This is a genomic window from Kaistella polysaccharea (assembly GCF_020410745.1).
Taxonomy (GTDB): domain Bacteria; phylum Bacteroidota; class Bacteroidia; order Flavobacteriales; family Weeksellaceae; genus Kaistella; species Kaistella polysaccharea.
On record NZ_CP084528.1, the window covers coordinates 1,500,179 to 1,516,275 of the forward strand.

Genomic DNA, 16,097 nt, shown 5'->3' on the forward strand with positions numbered 1-16,097 from the left:
TTGTTTTTGTTTGTTTATGTATCACGAATCTAAAACTAAAACTATGCAAGCACTTTTCGGTAAAACCGTATTAATATCGTAATATATAATTATTCTAAATACGACATTGTATGAAAGGTTATCTCGACGGAAGCGCCATTACTAGATTTTGAAATAAATTGACTGGTGAAAATCTTTTTAGTAGTACTGAATAAATTTCAAGCCGCCATCGAAACGGCATCCCTGCCGCCGCTGCGGGATATAGTGAAGAGCGTGACCGGATTTCTAAAGTAGCTAAAATCTTGTTGTTCCTAGAAAAGAAACCTTCAAGGTTTGAACGAACAAAAAATCCCTAATCTTTCGAAAAGGGATTTATATAAGAACGATAATTAAATTATCACACTTTAATTTCTACGTCAACTCCTGAAGGTAACTCTAATTTCATTAGCGCATCTACAGTTTTAGAAGAAGAAGAATAGATGTCCATCAATCGCTTGTGTGCAGATAGTTGGAACTGTTCTCTTGCTTTTTTGTTTACGTGAGGAGATCTCAACACGGTGAAGATTCTCTTATTTGTTGGCAAAGGAATCGGACCGTTTACAACAGCACCGGTAGCTTTTACCGTTTTTACGATTTTCTCAGCAGATTTGTCTACCAAATTGTAATCGTAAGATTTTAATTTTATTCTGATTCTTTGTGACATTTTGATCTAATTTAAATATTAACCTCTTGCTTTTTCGATTACTTTTTCAGCGACGTTTTGCGGTGCAGCTTCATATTTTTCGAATTCCATAGAAGATGTTGCTCTACCTGAAGAAAGGGTTCTGAGTGTAGTTACATAACCGAACATTTCTGAAAGTGGAACGAATCCTTTAATTACTTTCGCATTGTTACGGTCATCCATACCGTTTACGGTACCTCTTCTTTTGTTAAGGTCACCTACGATATCACCCATGTATTCCTCTGGAGTTACCACTTCAATTTTCATGATTGGTTCCATGATTACCGGTTTCGCTTTTTTACCTGCTTCTTTGAAGCCCATTTTCGCAGCAAGCTCAAAAGATAATGCATCTGAATCCACTGGGTGGAAAGATCCGTCTTTCAAAGTTACTTTGATTCCTTCGATTTCGAAACCTGCTAAAGGACCATTCTTCATGGCTTCTTTGAAACCTTTTTCTACGGAAGGAATAAATTCTTTCGGAATGTTACCTCCTTTGATTTCATTGATGAATTCAAGACCTGGTTTGTGGTCATCAGCCGGAGCCAATTCAAACACAATATCAGCAAATTTACCACGTCCACCAGATTGTTTTTTATAAACTTCTCTGTGGGGAGCAACTTGTGTAAGGTTTTCTTTATATTCTACCTGTGGTTCACCTTGGTTCACCTCTACTTTAAACTCTCTTCTCATACGGTCAACAATAATGTCGAGGTGAAGTTCACCCATACCGGAGATGATGGTCTGTCCTGAAGCTTCGTCAGTTTTAACCTGGAAAGTAGGATCTTCTTCAGCTAATTTTGCCAAAGCGTTCCCCATTTTATCCTGGTCAGCTTTTGTCTTAGGTTCCACCGCGATACCAATTACCGGATCAGGGAATACCATAGATTCAAGAACGATCGGATGTTTCTCATCACAAAGCGTATCACCAGTTTTGATGGATTTAAATCCAACTGCTGCACCAATATCTCCAGCCTCGATATATTCAATCGGCTCTTGCTTATTAGCATGCATCTGGAAAATACGGGAGATTCTTTCTTTATTACCTGATCTTGTGTTTAGAACATAAGAACCAGCATCCAGTCTTCCAGAATAGGCTCTGAAGAATGCAAGTCTTCCTACGAAAGGATCGGTTGCAATCTTAAATGCCAATGCCGCGAAAGGCTCAGTTACTGAAGGTTTTCTTGAAATAGGCTCATCTGTTCTTGGATCTGTACCGTCGATCGCCTCTTTATCCATTGGAGAAGGAAGGTATCTACATACAGCATCCAGCATGAACTGTACACCTTTATTTTTAAATGAAGAACCACATGTCATCGGAATGATACTCATATCAAGAGTAGCGGCTCTAAGTGCAGTGTGAACTTCTTCTTCGGTAATGGAATCTTCGTCTTCCATAAATTTTTCCAGAAGATTTTCATCGTAAGCGGCGATTTCTTCGATCAGCTTTGCTCTATACTGCTTCACTTCGTCAACCATATCAGCCGGGATTTCTACAATATCAAAGGTAGAACCGTGGTTTTCATCGTGCCATACAATCGCACGGTTTTTCACCAAGTCAACAACACCTTTGAAATCAGCTTCGTCACCGATTGGCAATACGATTGGAACTGCGTTAGAACCAAGCATTTCTTTCACCTGCTTACAAACGTTCAGGAAGTCAGCTCCCTGTCTGTCCATTTTATTTACGAAGCCCATTCTGGCAACGTTGTAATTATCAGCCAATCTCCAGTTGGTTTCAGATTGTGGCTCAACTCCATCTACTGCGGAGAAAAGGAATACAAGTCCGTCAAGTACACGAAGTGAACGGTTTACCTCAACGGTAAAGTCAACGTGTCCTGGTGTATCGATGATGTTGAAGTGATAATCTTTCGCTTCCGGAAGAGGTTTTCCCTGTTCAGTTGGGAATTTCCAGTCTACAGTTACTGCTGCAGATGTGATGGTAATCCCTCTTTCAGCTTCCTGCTCCATCCAGTCGGTAGTAGCACCACCTTCATGGGTTTCACCGATTTTATGATTCTTTCCGGAATAAAATAAAATTCTTTCTGTCGTGGTGGTCTTCCCTGCATCAATATGCGCAGCGATACCAATATTTCTTGTTAATAAAAGGTCTCTTGCCATTTCAGATTAGAATTTAAAGTGTGAAAATGCTTTGTTCGCTTCAGCCATTCTGTGAGTGTCTGTTTTCTTTTTATACGCAGCACCTTCTTCTTTTGCAGCCGCAATAACTTCCGCCGCCAATTTAGACGCCATTGATTTATCGTTTCTAGCTGTAGAATATTTTATTAACCATTTCATCGCCATAGAAATCTTTCTATCAGCTCTAATTGGCATTGGAATCTGGAAGTTTGCACCACCAATTCTTCTTGAACGTACTTCTACGTGAGGCATAACGTTAGTTAAGGCATCTTTCCAGATTTCCAAAGCTTCTTTTTCGTTATCTCCTTTTTTACTTTCTACGATATCTAATGCATCATAGAAAATTTTGAATGCGATAGATTTTTTACCATCAAACATCAAATTGTTTACAAATCTTGTTACCAGTTGATCATTAAATTTCGGATCAGGTAACAACGGTCTTTTTTTCGCTTTTGTCTTTCTCATTGTTTCGCTTCTTTACTAATTAATGATTACTTTTTCTTACCTTTTGCTGGTGCTGCCGCAGCTTGACCTGGTTTTGGTCTTTTTGCTCCGTATTTAGATCTTCTCTGGGTTCTCCCAGCTACACCTGCGGTATCCAAAGCTCCACGAACAATGTGATAACGTACTCCCGGTAGGTCTTTCACCCTTCCGCCTCTAACCAATACTATCGAGTGCTCTTGAAGATTGTGTCCTTCGCCCGGGATATAGGCGTTAACTTCTTTACCATTAGAAAGTCTTACCCTTGCAACTTTTCTAAGTGCAGAGTTAGGTTTCTTAGGAGTGGTAGTATATACTCTTGTACATACACCTCGTCTTTGTGGACAGGATTCAAGGGCCGCCGATTTGCTCTTCTTGGCAAGCGAGACTCTTCCTTTTCTTACTAATTGTTGAATAGTAGGCATTAAATTGCTTTTTATTTTAGGGGGCAAAAGTACTAAATTTATTTGAATTGGCAAACGCTGACTTTTATTAATTTAAATATTTATACAAAATACCTCATTCATATAAGAAGGAAGATTATATAAAGTTCTGTCCGCATCACTGCAATTGCCTTCATCGATCGTAGAAGTTTTCATTTGGAGAAATACTTCCCTAAATTTGTCCTTAAATTATAAATTATGAAAAATCCCAAAATTATTGGCCTAAATGAGGCAGACTGTGATCTGATTTCAGAAAAATTAAATATTTTGCTCTCCAATTATTCTATCTTTTATCAAAATACCAGAGGTGCACACTGGAATATCAAAGGTGATCAGTTTTTTACCCTTCATCCGAAATTTGAAGAGCTCTACAACAATCTTGTTTTAAAGATTGATGAAATTGCAGAACGCATTTTGACCTTAGGTTCTACTCCACATCACAACTATACCGATTATGTAAATAAGTCAACCATTAAAGAAAGCATTGAAGTTTCTGATGCTACGCGATGTGTAGAAAATATTCTGCAATCCTTTAAAACGATTATTGATTTGCAAAGAGAATTACTAAACATTACCAGTGAAGCCGGCGACGAAGGCACCAATTCTCAAATGAGCGACTATATTACGGAGCAGGAAAAAGAAGTTTGGATGTATAATTCCTATCTCGGAAAATAAATTCTTACCTTTAATAAATCTAAAAATCGTCTTTCAAAGGCGATTTTTATTTTTGAATTTCTAAATTTGCCCCAATCATAACATCAATACATGAGCGAAGTCCGGTTAAGGTCTCTTCTAGACAATGATTTTTATAAAATCACGATGCAGAATGCCGTTATCAAACTCTTTCCTAACGAAAAAGTAAAATATCAATTTATCAACCGCGGTAAACATCATTTCCCGCCAGGTTTTGGGGACGAACTTCGAAGAAGTATTAATGCGATGGCGGAATTAAAGTTGACCCGCGATGAAAAAGAGTTTTTACGCATCACGTGTCCTTATCTAGACTTGCCTTACCTCGACTTCTTGGCCGGTTATCATTACGATCCGTCTGAAGTAAGTATTATTCAGACTGAAAATAATTTAGAAGTAACGGTAGAAGGCCAATGGTACCGCACAATTTTATGGGAAGTTCCTATCCTTTCGCTAATTTCCGAACTTCATTACGAGATGAATCATATGGAGCGTAATTCCAACGAGGTAGTCATTGAAAAAACTTTAGAAAAAGCGGCTCATCTTAATGAATTGCACGTCACTTTTGCAGAGTTTGGAACAAGACGCCGCCATTCTTACAAAGTCCAGGATTTGGTAGTGGAATCCTTGGTCAGAAATAATACTTCCGGAAATTTTATCGGCAGTTCTAATGTGCACTTCGCTATGAAATACGGCGTAAAACCTATCGGCACACACGCTCACGAATGGTTTATGTTTCATGCGGCGGAATATGGTTTCAAGATGGCCAATGCACTTTCACTAGAACATTGGGTAGATGTTTACCGGGGTGATTTGGGAGTTGCGCTTTCTGATACTTATACGACCGAAGTTTTCTTCCAGCAGTTCGATAAAAAATTCGCGAAACTCTTTGATGGCGTACGTCATGATAGTGGCGATCCCATTGAATTTGCCAATAAAACCATTGAACATTACAAAAAAAACGGCATCAATCCACTTTTTAAATACATCATTTTTTCTGATGGTTTAAACTTAGAAAAAGTAGAAGAAATTACAAAAGCTTGCGAAGGAAGAATAGGAATATCTTTCGGAATTGGCACCAATCTGACCAACGATGTCGGATTAAAACCCATGAATATCGTCATGAAATTAATTGCTGCTCAGTCCATCAACGGTGACTGGATTCCAACCGTAAAACTTTCTGACGAACATGGGAAATATACGGGCGATCCAAAAATGATTGAACTTGCGAAGGAATTTCTACGCATTAAAAATTAACCTCAGTTTCCCTGCAAATTAAAAGAATTCAGTAATCTTTTGTACTTTTAAAAAATGGAAATTAGTTCTCTAGTAATCGGTTTACTTTTCGGTGCAGCGTTGGGTGCCTTTATTCTTTATTTTATTTTAAAATCTTCTCATCTGCCCCGAAAATTGTATGATGACGTCAACCAAAATTTCATCAGAACCCAATCGGAATTAGAAAGTTCTTCCTTGAAGATTCAGGATCTCACTCAAGATATTTTAAAAGAAAAGGAAACGAATAAAGCGCAATCAGAAATCCTTAATCACCTAAAAAATGAAATGGCTACGATTACGGCGGAATATTCTTCAATTCAAACTCAATTTCTGGGACAACGCGATTCTAATGCTAAACAAGGTTTACAAATAGAAAATCTAATTTCAGAAAAACAGCATATTTTTGCGAAAAATTCTGAGCTTAACGCCATTAATGAAACCTTAAAAAATTCCCTGGAAAATCAAAAGGAAGAAATTACAAAAATGCAGGAATTGGCGAAAAATGAATTTCAGAATTTAGCCAATAAAATCCTGGAGGAAAAAACAGAAAAATTTACGGCTTTAAATCAGTTAAATCTTAAAACCATTTTGGAGCCTTTCCAAGAAAAGATTTTAGAACTTCGGAATAAAGTTGGTGAAACGTACGACAAAGAATCGAAAGAACGTTTTTCCTTAGGCGAACGCGTTAAAGAACTGGCTTTATTAAATCAGCAGATTTCTGAAGATGCAAAAAAACTGACACGCGCCTTGAAAGGTGAAAGTAAAACCCAGGGAAACTGGGGTGAAATGATATTAGAAAGCATTTTGGAGAAATCTGGTTTGGTAAAAGGACGGGAATATTTTCTGGAACACGAACTTCGCGATGAAGACAACAAAGCCCTTTTTTCGGAGTTCTCCGGGAAGAAAATGCGACCTGATGCGGTCGTAAAATATCCAGACGAACGAAATGTGATTATAGATTCCAAGGTTTCTCTTACGGCATTTATAGAACTGGTGGACGAAAATGATTCTGACTTGTATCAGATCAAACTCAATCAACATCTAAATTCCGTAAAAAACCACATTAAACAATTGAGCGAAAAGGCGTACGATGATTATGACAAATCCTTGGATTTCGTGATGATGTTTATTCCGAGCGAACCCGCATATATTGCAGCCATGCAGGCAGAACCTGATTTATGGAATTTTGCCTACGAAAAAAGAATACTTCTCCTCAATCCAAGCAATTTAATCACATCCCTAAAACTGGTTTCTGACCTTTGGAAAAGGGAATATCAAAACAAAAATGCAATGGAAATTGCCGAACGTGGAGCTAAACTTTACGATAAATTCGTAGGGTTTGTAGACAATTTAGAAAAAGTTGGTAAAAATATCGATCAGGCGAAAATTGTTTATAATGAAGCCTTCAAGCAATTATCAACGGGCAACGACAATTTAATTACGCAGACTATTAAATTAAAGACTTTAGGAATTAAAAATAAAAAGAATTTACCTCAAAGCCTGGAAGAATCGGCAGAAAATTTACTGGATTTCTCTGATCCTTCTTAATTATTTTTCAAACATTATTATCATGCTCATCGAAAGTTTCCAAAACGACAAAATAAAATATATAGTACGATTACTTTCGGACAACCGTTTTCGTAAAAAAGAAGGCGTTTTTGCAGTCGAAGGAAAACAGGAGAATGAAAGAGCACTAAAGTTCGGATTCGAAAATAAGGAATTTTATATCTCGGAGAATATTTTTAAAGATTCCTTACCAACTGGAAACGTCCATTTGGTTTCGGATAAAGTTTATGATAAAATTGCGTATCGTGGAAGTTCGGAAGGAATAATCGGATTGTACAGAACACCGATTACTGAATTAAAGAATTTCAAACCCTCTGAAAATTCCGCTATTATTATTGTAGAAAGTGTAGAAAAGCCTGGAAATCTGGGTGCAATTCTGCGAAGTTGCGAAGCTTTCGGCATTGAAGCGTTAGTTATCACCGACTCAAAGGTTGACTTTTTTAATCCCAATGTGATCCGCTCGAGTGTAGGCTGTCTGTTCGGGATGAATATTTTCCAATCAGGGAACGAAGAAGTGGCGGAGTTTCTGAAAACAAATAGTTATAAAGTTTACACCACTTTAATGGATGAAAGTGCCGAAGCCATTCAAAGCCGAAATTTAAAAAACAAAAGTGCCGTAGTTTTTGGCACTGAACATTCTGGCTTAACGGATTTCTGGAAAGGGAAAGGTTTGAATACGATTATACCGATGTCTGGCAGTATTGATTCTCTAAATTTAAGTAATGCAGTCGCGATATGCGGGTACGAAATTTTACGACAAAAAATGGCATAAAAAAACCGCTTCTAAAAAGAAACGGTTAATTTTGTCAGCGAGTAGCTGATTATTTTTTTGCAGCGTCAGCAGCATCTTGAGCAGCACCAGCAGCAGCATCAGCAGCACCTGTAGCAGCAGCAGCAGCTCCTTTAGCAGCATCTTTAGCCATATCAGCAGCAGCGTCAGTAGTTGCAGAAGCAGCATCTTTAGCAGCATCAACAGTTACAGCAGCAGCAGAATCAACTACAGTTGCAGCAGAATCAGCAACCATTGCAGCAGAATCAGCAACCATTGCAGAAGCAGAATCGCTAGCGTTAGCAGTTTCTACAGTTTCAGTTTTGTTACAAGCAACTAGAGCTACAGCAGCGAAAGCAACTGCGAAAAATGATTTTTTCATAATAAATTAAATTTAATTGTTTTGTTTAAAGTTTGAGTTCATCTAATTGAACAGGGCAAAGATATAGCGAGAAATAAATTTGTTTTGGAAAATTAATTGTAATATATTTGTAAATCTGATTTACAAAATAACATTACTGAAAATCAATAAATTACACATCTTTAGCACTTGAGCGATTTAGATTTATTACACTTCGAACAGCTAAAAAATGAGGTTCAAACTCAATATTTAGAAAACCACACGCCTTCCTTTGATGATATTTCAAAGTGGAAAGGTATCGACATCATATATTTTCAGGAAGATTTACGTAAAATCGCTAAAGGAAACATCAGCGAGAAAACATTCTACACTTATTTTAAAAATTCGCCGGTCACCAAACTTCCGCGAATAGATATGCTGAATATTCTGTCTATTTATGCAGGTTACGTGTCATGGTATGACTTCAAGAAAAACCATCTTTTCGCAGATGAAATATTAAAAGATCTGGAAGATGAAGACGAAAATCTAGCAGAATTATTGGATCAAGACGTAAAAAATGCGGAACCAATTGCAGAGGAAGACAAATTTGCTGTACAAAAGCCGATAAGTATAGAAAAATCTCCCATTACCGAGTCTGATAATTCTAATTTACAAAAATCGACTACTGATAATCAAACTGTTAGTCAAAATTCGACTTCCTTCTCATCTTACGATACCTCCGAACAAAAATCGACTTTATCTCTTGTAAAAAAATATCTTTGGTTGGGTATTTCGGCTGTTTTGGCAATTTTAGTTGGTTTATTAGGTTTTAAGGATGAGCTTTTCAGTAAAAAGTTTTATTACAGTTTTATTGATGCGGATCGAAATTCAAAAATAAATGCCGAATTACAGGTTCAAATTCTGAAAGAAAACGAATCTCCTATCCTTTACACGGCAAAACCAAATGAACCTTTCGTTTATACGACCAAATCCAAAAACCTGACCATGGTCGTTTCGTCGCCATATTATAGAACAGACACGATCCACAGAAATTTAGAATCTGCACCAGAAGCAGAAACCATCGAACTGAAACCTAATGATTATGCAATTATGCTTTTCTATTATTCTAAATCTTTGAAAGATTTGAAGCGGAAAAGAGAAACGCTTAATTATCTGATCAGTGACGACGCCTTGATCTATCAGGTTTATGATAATGAAACATACGGCGTTGAAACAATGGATAAGCAGCGGTATATTAACTTGGTGACTTTACCCTCAACTTCTCTGGAAAACCTGGAAGTCATCGAAACAAAGGATGATAAATCAAATAAAATAGTCATGATTAAATTTAAAATCGATACCGATGAAAAACTTAACTAAGATATTTCTCTTCTTTCTGAGCTTGTCCCTCATTACTTTTTCTTGTAATAAGCAGGATAAACAGATGTCGGACTTAGAAATAATACGAAAAAACAACAACATTAAAAGTTATCCCTCCGCTAAAATGGACAGCGCACAAGCGATTGCCACCATTACAAAGCAGAAAATTCAGGAACTTCTAGATTTATCTACACTATATACCTCAGGGACAAGGGATACGGAAATAGATTCTGTAATTTACTCCCAAATGAAAAGTTACTTTTCGGAGCAGGACTCTAATAAGCTGAGGCCACTTCTATTGGAACTCGACAGTTTAAAAGTGCAGCGCACAAAAGTGGGCGACATATCGGTATCGAAAGAGATTGTCGGGAAAGACACCTTAGATTTTGCGAAATTTTATGTGGAATATTTCGACATGAGAAACCGGTCAATTGGCACTTTCAATAAAAATGTACAATACATCTTGGAACCTTCGCCAGTGAAATTTCAGAAAGAATTTAAATTTTACTTTGTAGATTTTGATGTAAAACCACCGAATGACAGTACGTTGGTCGGCGTGACCAAGTAATCTAGTGGCACATCAAATTCAGATACATCATCAACTTTAGTTTCTGGAGGAAAGAAACTAACGCCAACCTTCAAGGTTTTGTCACTGATTCCAGATAGAAAACGATCATAAAATCCTTTTCCGTAACCGACTCTATTGCCCATCTCATCGGCATACAATAAGGGTACAACAACAAAGTCGAAATCTTTCACGCCGCAATCTTCCGTTCCTGCAGGTTCTTTAATTCCCCAGGAGTTTTCGATTAAAGGCGTTTCTTCCGTAATTTCAAGTGCAATTAATCTTCCTTTTACAATTTTAGGCACAAAAACCTTAATTTTATTCTTAAAGAAAAAATTTAGAAATAAAGAAGTGTCGACTTCCCCTTTTTCTGGAATAGATAGAAAACAGTGGACTTTTTGAGTCTCTTTTAAGTCAAATTCAGTTATAAAATTCTCGAATATTTTTTCAGATAAGGAATGCACTTCAGTTTCGGTTAAGCTTTCCTTTTTTTCTAAATAAACTTTTCTGATTTCGGCTTTTTTCATTTTCAAAATTGTTAAAGACAGTATGTCCCTAAGAACGCAATCTATAATTGGATATTTTTAGTTCTAAAACCTGTTCAATTAAGAGTTCTTTTACCCTAACATTTTATACAATTTATCAGATAATCTTATTCTAAATGGAATTTCAAAAGTGATTTGATCACCTTCTTTTGCCGTTTCACAGGCGCTTCCATTTGCGAATAGTGTCGTGATTGTATATTTCTGCTCGCCGGTTGTCGGACCAGCAATCAAAACTTGATCACCAACTGAAAGTTCAGCATTTTCAATTAAAAACTGTGCGATTTTCGATTTTGTATAATAATGTTCCGCCTTACCAATCAATACTTTTTTAGTGTTAATTTTCTTATGGATATTTTTGGTTTCTGCTTTCGCTAATGGTTTGTTGGGTAAATCACCGGATTTTTTAAACTTCAAAACATCGGATTTTCCTTTCCTAAAAATCTTATTTCCAACCTGAATTCCTTTTCTTAACTGAACCTGTTCGGCTAAAGGCAGATGAATAATATCTAAACATTCTGTGGAGCAACAATTTTCCATCGCGGCTTTACAATCGTCACACTGAATAAACAATAAATGACAACCTTCATTCTCGCAATTTGTGTGATTATCGCACGGTTTACCACATTGGTGACATTGCGAAACAATATCGTCTGTAATCCTTTCGCCCAAACGGTGATCGAAGACAAAGTTCTTCCCAATGAATTTACTTGGAATATCTTCTTCTTTGATCTGTCGGGTATATTCAATGATTCCACCTTCCAGTTGATACACATTTTTAAAACCTTGATGTTTAAAATATGCACTCGCTTTTTCACACCGGATTCCGCCTGTACAATACATGAGCAGGTTTTTATCTTCTTTGAAATCCTGTAACTGTTCGTTGATGATGGGTAAACTTTCCCGAAATGTTTCAACATCTGGCGTGATGGCACCTTCAAAATGACCGACTTCACTTTCGTAATGATTTCTGAAATCAACTACAATGGTGTTTGGATCTTCAAGCAAATTATTGAATTCCTGTGCCTTTAGGTGAATCCCCTTATTGGTCACATCAAAAGTATCATCATTCAAACCATCAGCAACAATTTTATGGCGAACTTTAATAGTGAGTTTTAAGAATGAATGATCGTCTTGATCAATTGCTACATTCAAGCGAATTCCTTTCATAAAATCATAAACTTCGAGCGTATCGCGGAAAGCATCTAAGTTCTCAGCAGGAATACTTATCTGAGCATTGATTCCTTCGTGCGCAACATAAATACGGCCGAGTGCATCGAGTGCATTCCAGGCTATAAATAATTCGTCGCGAAATTTTTTAGGATCAGTGATTTTAGCGTACGCATAGAAAGACAAAGTAAGTCGTTGCTTACCAGCTTCATCAATAAGTTGAGCTCTTTCTTCTGCGCTTAAGGTGTTATACAGTTGCATGCTATAAACGGTTTAAGGTAGAATTTTAATGGTGCAAAGATAAGAAATTAAGATTTTACCGTTAACATTTTATAATTTATTTGGGCAGACATTTGACTTCGTCGAAAAGCTATTATCTATTTTCTTGGGCAGCTTTTTCCATCCTCCGTTCTCTCCCGATTTTACATCGGAATCCACTCAATTGGGGCTACAAAACGCGCTAATAAGAAATTATGAGTTTTCGTAAATATGCTTCAGAATGTTTTGATCAACTTCAGTAAAGGGAACTTTTCTTCTCGCCATCGCCAATTCCGCAACTTCGTAGGCTTTTTCTAATTTGAATTTTTCATCGCCTTTCATTCCACCCCAGGAAAAATTATCAATTAAATTGGGTGGAAATCCGCTTTTGAAAATATTGGCTGCGACGCCCACAACGGTTCCCGTATTAAATTGCGTATTAATCGCCGCTTTGGAATGGTCACCCATAATTAAACCCGCAAATTGTAATCCTGTACTTGCAAATTTTTTGGTTTTATAATTCCACAATTTTACAATCGCATAATTATTTTTAAGATTTGAAGAATTGGTATCTGCACCGATATTGCACCATTCGCCAATTACCGAGTTTCCGATGAAACCATCGTGCCCTTTATTCGTAAATCCGAAGATGACAATATTGTTGACTTCGCCGCCAACTTTACAATGCGGACCAATTGTAGTCGCACCATAAATTTTCGCTCCTAAATTAAATTTAGAATCGTTGCACAACGCGATTGGACCACGAAGATTACAACCTTCCATCACCTCGGCGTTCTTACCAATATATATTTTTCCAGTTTTTGTATTTATCGTCGAAAATTCAATTTCTGCGCCTTCTTCTATAAACAAATCCTTCTTATCACCGAGAAAACCATTGGTTTCAGAAAGTAATTGAGACGATCTTCCTTTGGTTAATAATTCAAAATCGTAGTTTATTGCTTTTTCGTTATAGGTAAATAAATCAGTGGGTTGATTGAAAAACAAAACATCTTCTTCCACATCAGTCATTTTACTGATCTGATTCAGAGAAAAATTTTCCATATTAATTCTGGCCGCGATCAATTCATCTTTATAAACCAACGCTTCGCCCAATTGTAAATCTTTAATTTGTGCTAAAAGATTTTCGCTCGGTAAAAAATTAGGAACAATAAAAAGACTTTCTTTTGGTTCGTATTTTTTAAATTTCTCTTGTAAATAATCTTCTGTGAGATAAGAAACCTCCGAAGAACCCAATAACTTTTGCCATCTTTCAGAAAAAGTCAAAATACCGCACCGCATTTCTGCGATCGGTCTGGTAAAAGTAAGCGGTAAAAAGTCTTCCCAAAACTGGGCATCTGAAAATACAAGTTGCATCGCGTTAGATATTAGTGGTTATAAATGAGATTTTAAATAACAATTTTTACATTATTTAGACAATAAAAATAAGATTTTATAATCAACTTTAAGGTTTGGGTGCCTTCTAAAATGTGATTTCTGACATCTAAAAATAATAAAAAAGTCTTTCAAAAAAATTGAAAGACTTTCGTATGGTAAAAATTCAAAAATTATTTTGAGAATTTTTTGTACTTGTTCATGAATTTATCAACTCTACCTGCAGTGTCGACTAATTTCACTTTCCCTGTATAAAAGGGGTGAGAAGTTGAAGAGATTTCCATTTTTACCAATGGGAAAGTTTCTCCTTCATATTCAATTGTATCTTTGGTATCTGCAGTAGATTTGCAAAGAAACACCTCGTCGTTACTCATATCTTTGAAAACAACAAGTCTATAATTTTCTGGGTGGATTCCGTTTTTCATAACTTATTTTATTATTAATAATTAAAGCTTTGCTTTCGAAATAGTAATGGTATTTCTCTGCTAAATTTTAGACCGCAAAAGTACAATTAATTTTTTAATCTGCAAACACAACACAGATTAAATTTACAATTCTTCACCTCAACATTTTTAATTAAATTTGAAAGCTCCGTATGATCACCCGAATGAACAAATATAAAATAATTCTCGCTTCTGCTTTTTTTCTGCTTTTAGCGCTTCTAAGCTGTAATAGAGACGACATTAATTTTGAAAATCCTACGAAACCTTTGCGGGTTTCCGCAGATACCGTTTTTTTGGATACCGTTTATAATCAAGTGCGGTCGGAAACGTATGCTGTGAAATTGTATAATGACGAAGATAAAGATATTTTAATTCCGGAAATTTCTCTCGGAAGTGGTTCCGCCTCACTTTATCGAATTAATGTAGATGGGAAATCAGGCACAAATTTTAGTAATGTTCCTTTGCGCAAAAAAGACAGCTTGTACATCTTTGTGGAAATTGCACCCATTGCAAATGCTCCAGAAGCGATTGCTGAAGATCAAATCAATATAAAGACGACAGTCGGAAATCAGGAGATTACGCTCTTCTCCGTTGTTCAAGATGCTGAATTTTATATTGAAAGCAAGACCAACGAAAACATATTAACATCCAACACCACCTGGACGAATGAGAAGGCAAAAATTATATTTGGTCAACTTACACTGGAAGCCGGCAAAACATTAAATATAAAAAAGGGGACCAAAGTTTATTTCTTTAAAAATAGCGGATTAAAGATTTCAAAAAACGCAAACCTCAATATTAATGGCGATTTAGGTAGTGAAGTCATTTTCCGGGGAGACCGTAATGATCCGCGTTATGATACTCTTCCCAAAAACTGGGATCGCATTTACCTCGACGAAAATGCTCATTTAAATATGAATTACGCCAAAGTGTTTGGTGGCACAAGAGGTTTGGACCTAAATCATGCGACTGCTACAATTGAAAACAGTATTTTTCACACGCATCAGGAATACGGGATTTACGCCGTGAATTCGGTTATAACCGCAAAAAATCTCGTAATGAATAATTGTGGAGAAGCAGACTTCGGAATTTTTAAAGGCGGCACCTATAATATTATTCATTCTACACTCGCAAATTATTGGGAACTAAACGGATCGTCACCCGGACTTGGGTTGTACGCTACGAACGAATATAACAACGGAACTACTGCAGAACAAGGCGCACTCACGCTAAATATTCGAAATTCTATAATTTACAACAACCGCGACAACGCCGTTATTTTTAAACCTACGTCAGGACAAATTTTTAATTATCAAATTCAAAATACACTTTTGAAGTACGGCACCAATGCAGGTTTTACCTTCGATGGAAACAGTAATATCCTTAATTCCATAAAAAATGAAGATCCAAAATTCCAGAATTATTTTACAGAAAAAATGAATTTAAGACTGAAAGATGATTCCCCCGCAAAAGGAAAAGGAAATATTACGGTTGCAGCAACAATACCTTTCGATCTTATGAAAATCTCTCGAATTACAAATCCAACGTTGGGTGCTTACCAATAATTAAAATTTCCTATTTAAAAAACTGGCTGAATTATTATGGAAATTACCAAACTACAAAATGAAGTTGATGAATGGATAAAAACGGTGGGAGTACGTTATTTTAATGAACTTACCAATATGGCGATGCTGACCGAGGAAGTTGGCGAAGTTGCCCGAATTATTGCGAGACGATATGGCGAACAAAGCGAAAAAGAATCTGATAAAACGAAAGATCTCGGCGAGGAATTGGCAGATGTTCTGTTTGTTACTTTGTGTTTAGCCAATCAAACCGGCATAAATTTGCAGGAAGCATTCGACCGAAAAATGAAGAGTAAAACAGAAAGGGACCAAGACCGTCATCAGAACAACGAAAAACTGAAATAACCTGCGCAATCAATTATGCG

The 16,097-nt window shown here is 36.6% G+C and carries 17 protein-coding genes; 8 read left to right on the forward strand and 9 right to left on the reverse strand.

The genetic code is table 11. The annotated features are described in order from the left end of the window. Nucleotides 1-376: 376 nt before the first annotated feature. From rpsJ to rpsL, 4 genes are read right to left on the reverse strand one after another with little or no spacing between them, the layout of a single operon-like run. Nucleotides 377-682, reverse strand: a complete 306-nt coding sequence (rpsJ, locus tag LC814_RS07020; RefSeq protein WP_002661363.1) for a 30S ribosomal protein S10 — start codon at nucleotides 680-682, stop codon at nucleotides 377-379. 18 nt (nucleotides 683-700) lie between these two features. After that, complete coding sequence (gene fusA, locus LC814_RS07025; RefSeq protein ID WP_226063230.1) at nucleotides 701-2,818, reverse strand: elongation factor G; 2,118 nt, start codon at nucleotides 2,816-2,818, stop codon at nucleotides 701-703. A gap of 6 nt (nucleotides 2,819-2,824) precedes the next feature. Beyond that, nucleotides 2,825-3,301 (reverse strand): 30S ribosomal protein S7, encoded by a 477-nt coding sequence (gene rpsG / locus LC814_RS07030; RefSeq protein ID WP_226063231.1) that lies wholly within the window; start codon nucleotides 3,299-3,301, stop codon nucleotides 2,825-2,827. Between the two features lie 26 nt (nucleotides 3,302-3,327). Then, nucleotides 3,328-3,741: a 30S ribosomal protein S12 gene (rpsL, locus tag LC814_RS07035; protein ID WP_034718671.1), complete on the reverse strand. Its 414-nt coding sequence runs from the start codon at nucleotides 3,739-3,741 to the stop codon at nucleotides 3,328-3,330. 216 nt (nucleotides 3,742-3,957) lie between these two features. Between rpsL and LC814_RS07040 the strand changes: the two genes are divergently transcribed. From LC814_RS07040 to LC814_RS07055, 4 genes are all read left to right on the forward strand, one after another. Then, a complete protein-coding gene (locus LC814_RS07040) occupies nucleotides 3,958-4,434 on the forward strand; it encodes a Dps family protein (protein WP_226063232.1) in 477 nt (158 codons plus the stop codon). Between the two features lie 90 nt (nucleotides 4,435-4,524). Next, nucleotides 4,525-5,706: a nicotinate phosphoribosyltransferase gene (gene pncB, locus LC814_RS07045; protein ID WP_226063233.1), complete on the forward strand. Its 1,182-nt coding sequence runs from the start codon at nucleotides 4,525-4,527 to the stop codon at nucleotides 5,704-5,706. Nucleotides 5,707-5,760: 54 nt separating this feature from the next. Next, on the forward strand, nucleotides 5,761-7,272 hold the full coding sequence (locus LC814_RS07050) for a DNA recombination protein RmuC (protein WP_226063234.1): 1,512 nt from the start codon (nucleotides 5,761-5,763) through the stop codon (nucleotides 7,270-7,272). A gap of 22 nt (nucleotides 7,273-7,294) precedes the next feature. After that, nucleotides 7,295-8,062, forward strand: a complete 768-nt coding sequence (locus LC814_RS07055) for a TrmH family RNA methyltransferase (RefSeq protein WP_226063235.1) — start codon at nucleotides 7,295-7,297, stop codon at nucleotides 8,060-8,062. 49 nt (nucleotides 8,063-8,111) lie between these two features. Here the strand turns inward: LC814_RS07055 and LC814_RS07060 are convergent, their stop codons facing one another. Continuing rightward, nucleotides 8,112-8,441: a hypothetical protein gene (locus LC814_RS07060; RefSeq protein WP_226063236.1), complete on the reverse strand. Its 330-nt coding sequence runs from the start codon at nucleotides 8,439-8,441 to the stop codon at nucleotides 8,112-8,114. A gap of 168 nt (nucleotides 8,442-8,609) precedes the next feature. Here LC814_RS07060 and LC814_RS07065 point away from each other — a divergent pair, with 168 nt between their 5' ends. Together LC814_RS07065 and LC814_RS07070 are read left to right on the forward strand one after the other, a co-directional pair. Next, complete coding sequence (locus tag LC814_RS07065; protein ID WP_226063237.1) at nucleotides 8,610-9,779, forward strand: hypothetical protein; 1,170 nt, start codon at nucleotides 8,610-8,612, stop codon at nucleotides 9,777-9,779. Beyond that, nucleotides 9,763-10,347, forward strand: a complete 585-nt coding sequence (locus tag LC814_RS07070; RefSeq protein ID WP_226063238.1) for a hypothetical protein — start codon at nucleotides 9,763-9,765, stop codon at nucleotides 10,345-10,347. Before LC814_RS07065 ends, LC814_RS07070 begins: the two co-directional genes overlap by 17 nt. Here LC814_RS07070 and LC814_RS07075 read toward each other — a convergent pair. The 4 genes from LC814_RS07075 to LC814_RS07090 form a co-directional block, all read right to left on the reverse strand. Next, entirely contained in the window at nucleotides 10,284-10,871 is a 588-nt protein-coding gene (locus tag LC814_RS07075) for a 5-formyltetrahydrofolate cyclo-ligase (protein WP_226063239.1), read from the reverse strand. The two genes, LC814_RS07070 and LC814_RS07075, sit on opposite strands and share 64 nt — an antisense overlap. Before the next feature lie 90 nt (nucleotides 10,872-10,961). Next, complete coding sequence (gene trhO, locus LC814_RS07080; protein WP_226063240.1) at nucleotides 10,962-12,317, reverse strand: oxygen-dependent tRNA uridine(34) hydroxylase TrhO; 1,356 nt, start codon at nucleotides 12,315-12,317, stop codon at nucleotides 10,962-10,964. A gap of 210 nt (nucleotides 12,318-12,527) precedes the next feature. Continuing rightward, nucleotides 12,528-13,688, reverse strand: coding sequence for a GlmU family protein (locus tag LC814_RS07085; protein ID WP_226063241.1), 1,161 nt, complete (start codon nucleotides 13,686-13,688; stop codon nucleotides 12,528-12,530). Between the two features lie 191 nt (nucleotides 13,689-13,879). After that, nucleotides 13,880-14,131, reverse strand: coding sequence for a type B 50S ribosomal protein L31 (locus LC814_RS07090; RefSeq protein ID WP_226063242.1), 252 nt, complete (start codon nucleotides 14,129-14,131; stop codon nucleotides 13,880-13,882). Nucleotides 14,132-14,301: 170 nt separating this feature from the next. On the opposite strand from LC814_RS07090, the gene LC814_RS07095 reads away from it, so the two are divergent. After that, nucleotides 14,302-15,714, forward strand: a complete 1,413-nt coding sequence (locus tag LC814_RS07095) for a hypothetical protein (RefSeq protein WP_226063243.1) — start codon at nucleotides 14,302-14,304, stop codon at nucleotides 15,712-15,714. 36 nt (nucleotides 15,715-15,750) lie between these two features. Continuing rightward, a complete protein-coding gene (locus LC814_RS07100) occupies nucleotides 15,751-16,077 on the forward strand; it encodes a nucleotide pyrophosphohydrolase (RefSeq protein WP_226063244.1) in 327 nt (108 codons plus the stop codon). Nucleotides 16,078-16,097: the final 20 nt, after the last annotated feature.

Bases quoted from the DNA above. Each gene is read 5' to 3' on its own strand.
- rpsJ (WP_002661363.1), bottom strand. From the start codon at position 682: ATGTCACAAAGAATCAGAATAAAATTAAAATCTTACGATTACAATTTG.
- fusA (WP_226063230.1), bottom strand. From the start codon at position 2,818: ATGGCAAGAGACCTTTTATTAACAAGAAATATTGGTATCGCTGCGCAT.
- rpsG (WP_226063231.1), bottom strand. From the start codon at position 3,301: ATGAGAAAGACAAAAGCGAAAAAAAGACCGTTGTTACCTGATCCGAAA.
- rpsL (WP_034718671.1), bottom strand. From the start codon at position 3,741: ATGCCTACTATTCAACAATTAGTAAGAAAAGGAAGAGTCTCGCTTGCC.
- LC814_RS07040 (WP_226063232.1), top strand. From the start codon at position 3,958: ATGAAAAATCCCAAAATTATTGGCCTAAATGAGGCAGACTGTGATCTG.
- pncB (WP_226063233.1), top strand. From the start codon at position 4,525: ATGAGCGAAGTCCGGTTAAGGTCTCTTCTAGACAATGATTTTTATAAA.
- LC814_RS07050 (WP_226063234.1), top strand. From the start codon at position 5,761: ATGGAAATTAGTTCTCTAGTAATCGGTTTACTTTTCGGTGCAGCGTTG.
- LC814_RS07055 (WP_226063235.1), top strand. From the start codon at position 7,295: ATGCTCATCGAAAGTTTCCAAAACGACAAAATAAAATATATAGTACGA.
- LC814_RS07060 (WP_226063236.1), bottom strand. From the start codon at position 8,441: ATGAAAAAATCATTTTTCGCAGTTGCTTTCGCTGCTGTAGCTCTAGTT.
- LC814_RS07070 (WP_226063238.1), top strand. From the start codon at position 9,763: ATGAAAAACTTAACTAAGATATTTCTCTTCTTTCTGAGCTTGTCCCTC.
- LC814_RS07075 (WP_226063239.1), bottom strand. From the start codon at position 10,871: ATGAAAAAAGCCGAAATCAGAAAAGTTTATTTAGAAAAAAAGGAAAGC.
- trhO (WP_226063240.1), bottom strand. From the start codon at position 12,317: ATGCAACTGTATAACACCTTAAGCGCAGAAGAAAGAGCTCAACTTATT.
- LC814_RS07085 (WP_226063241.1), bottom strand. From the start codon at position 13,688: ATGCAACTTGTATTTTCAGATGCCCAGTTTTGGGAAGACTTTTTACCG.
- LC814_RS07090 (WP_226063242.1), bottom strand. From the start codon at position 14,131: ATGAAAAACGGAATCCACCCAGAAAATTATAGACTTGTTGTTTTCAAA.
- LC814_RS07095 (WP_226063243.1), top strand. From the start codon at position 14,302: ATGATCACCCGAATGAACAAATATAAAATAATTCTCGCTTCTGCTTTT.
- LC814_RS07100 (WP_226063244.1), top strand. From the start codon at position 15,751: ATGGAAATTACCAAACTACAAAATGAAGTTGATGAATGGATAAAAACG.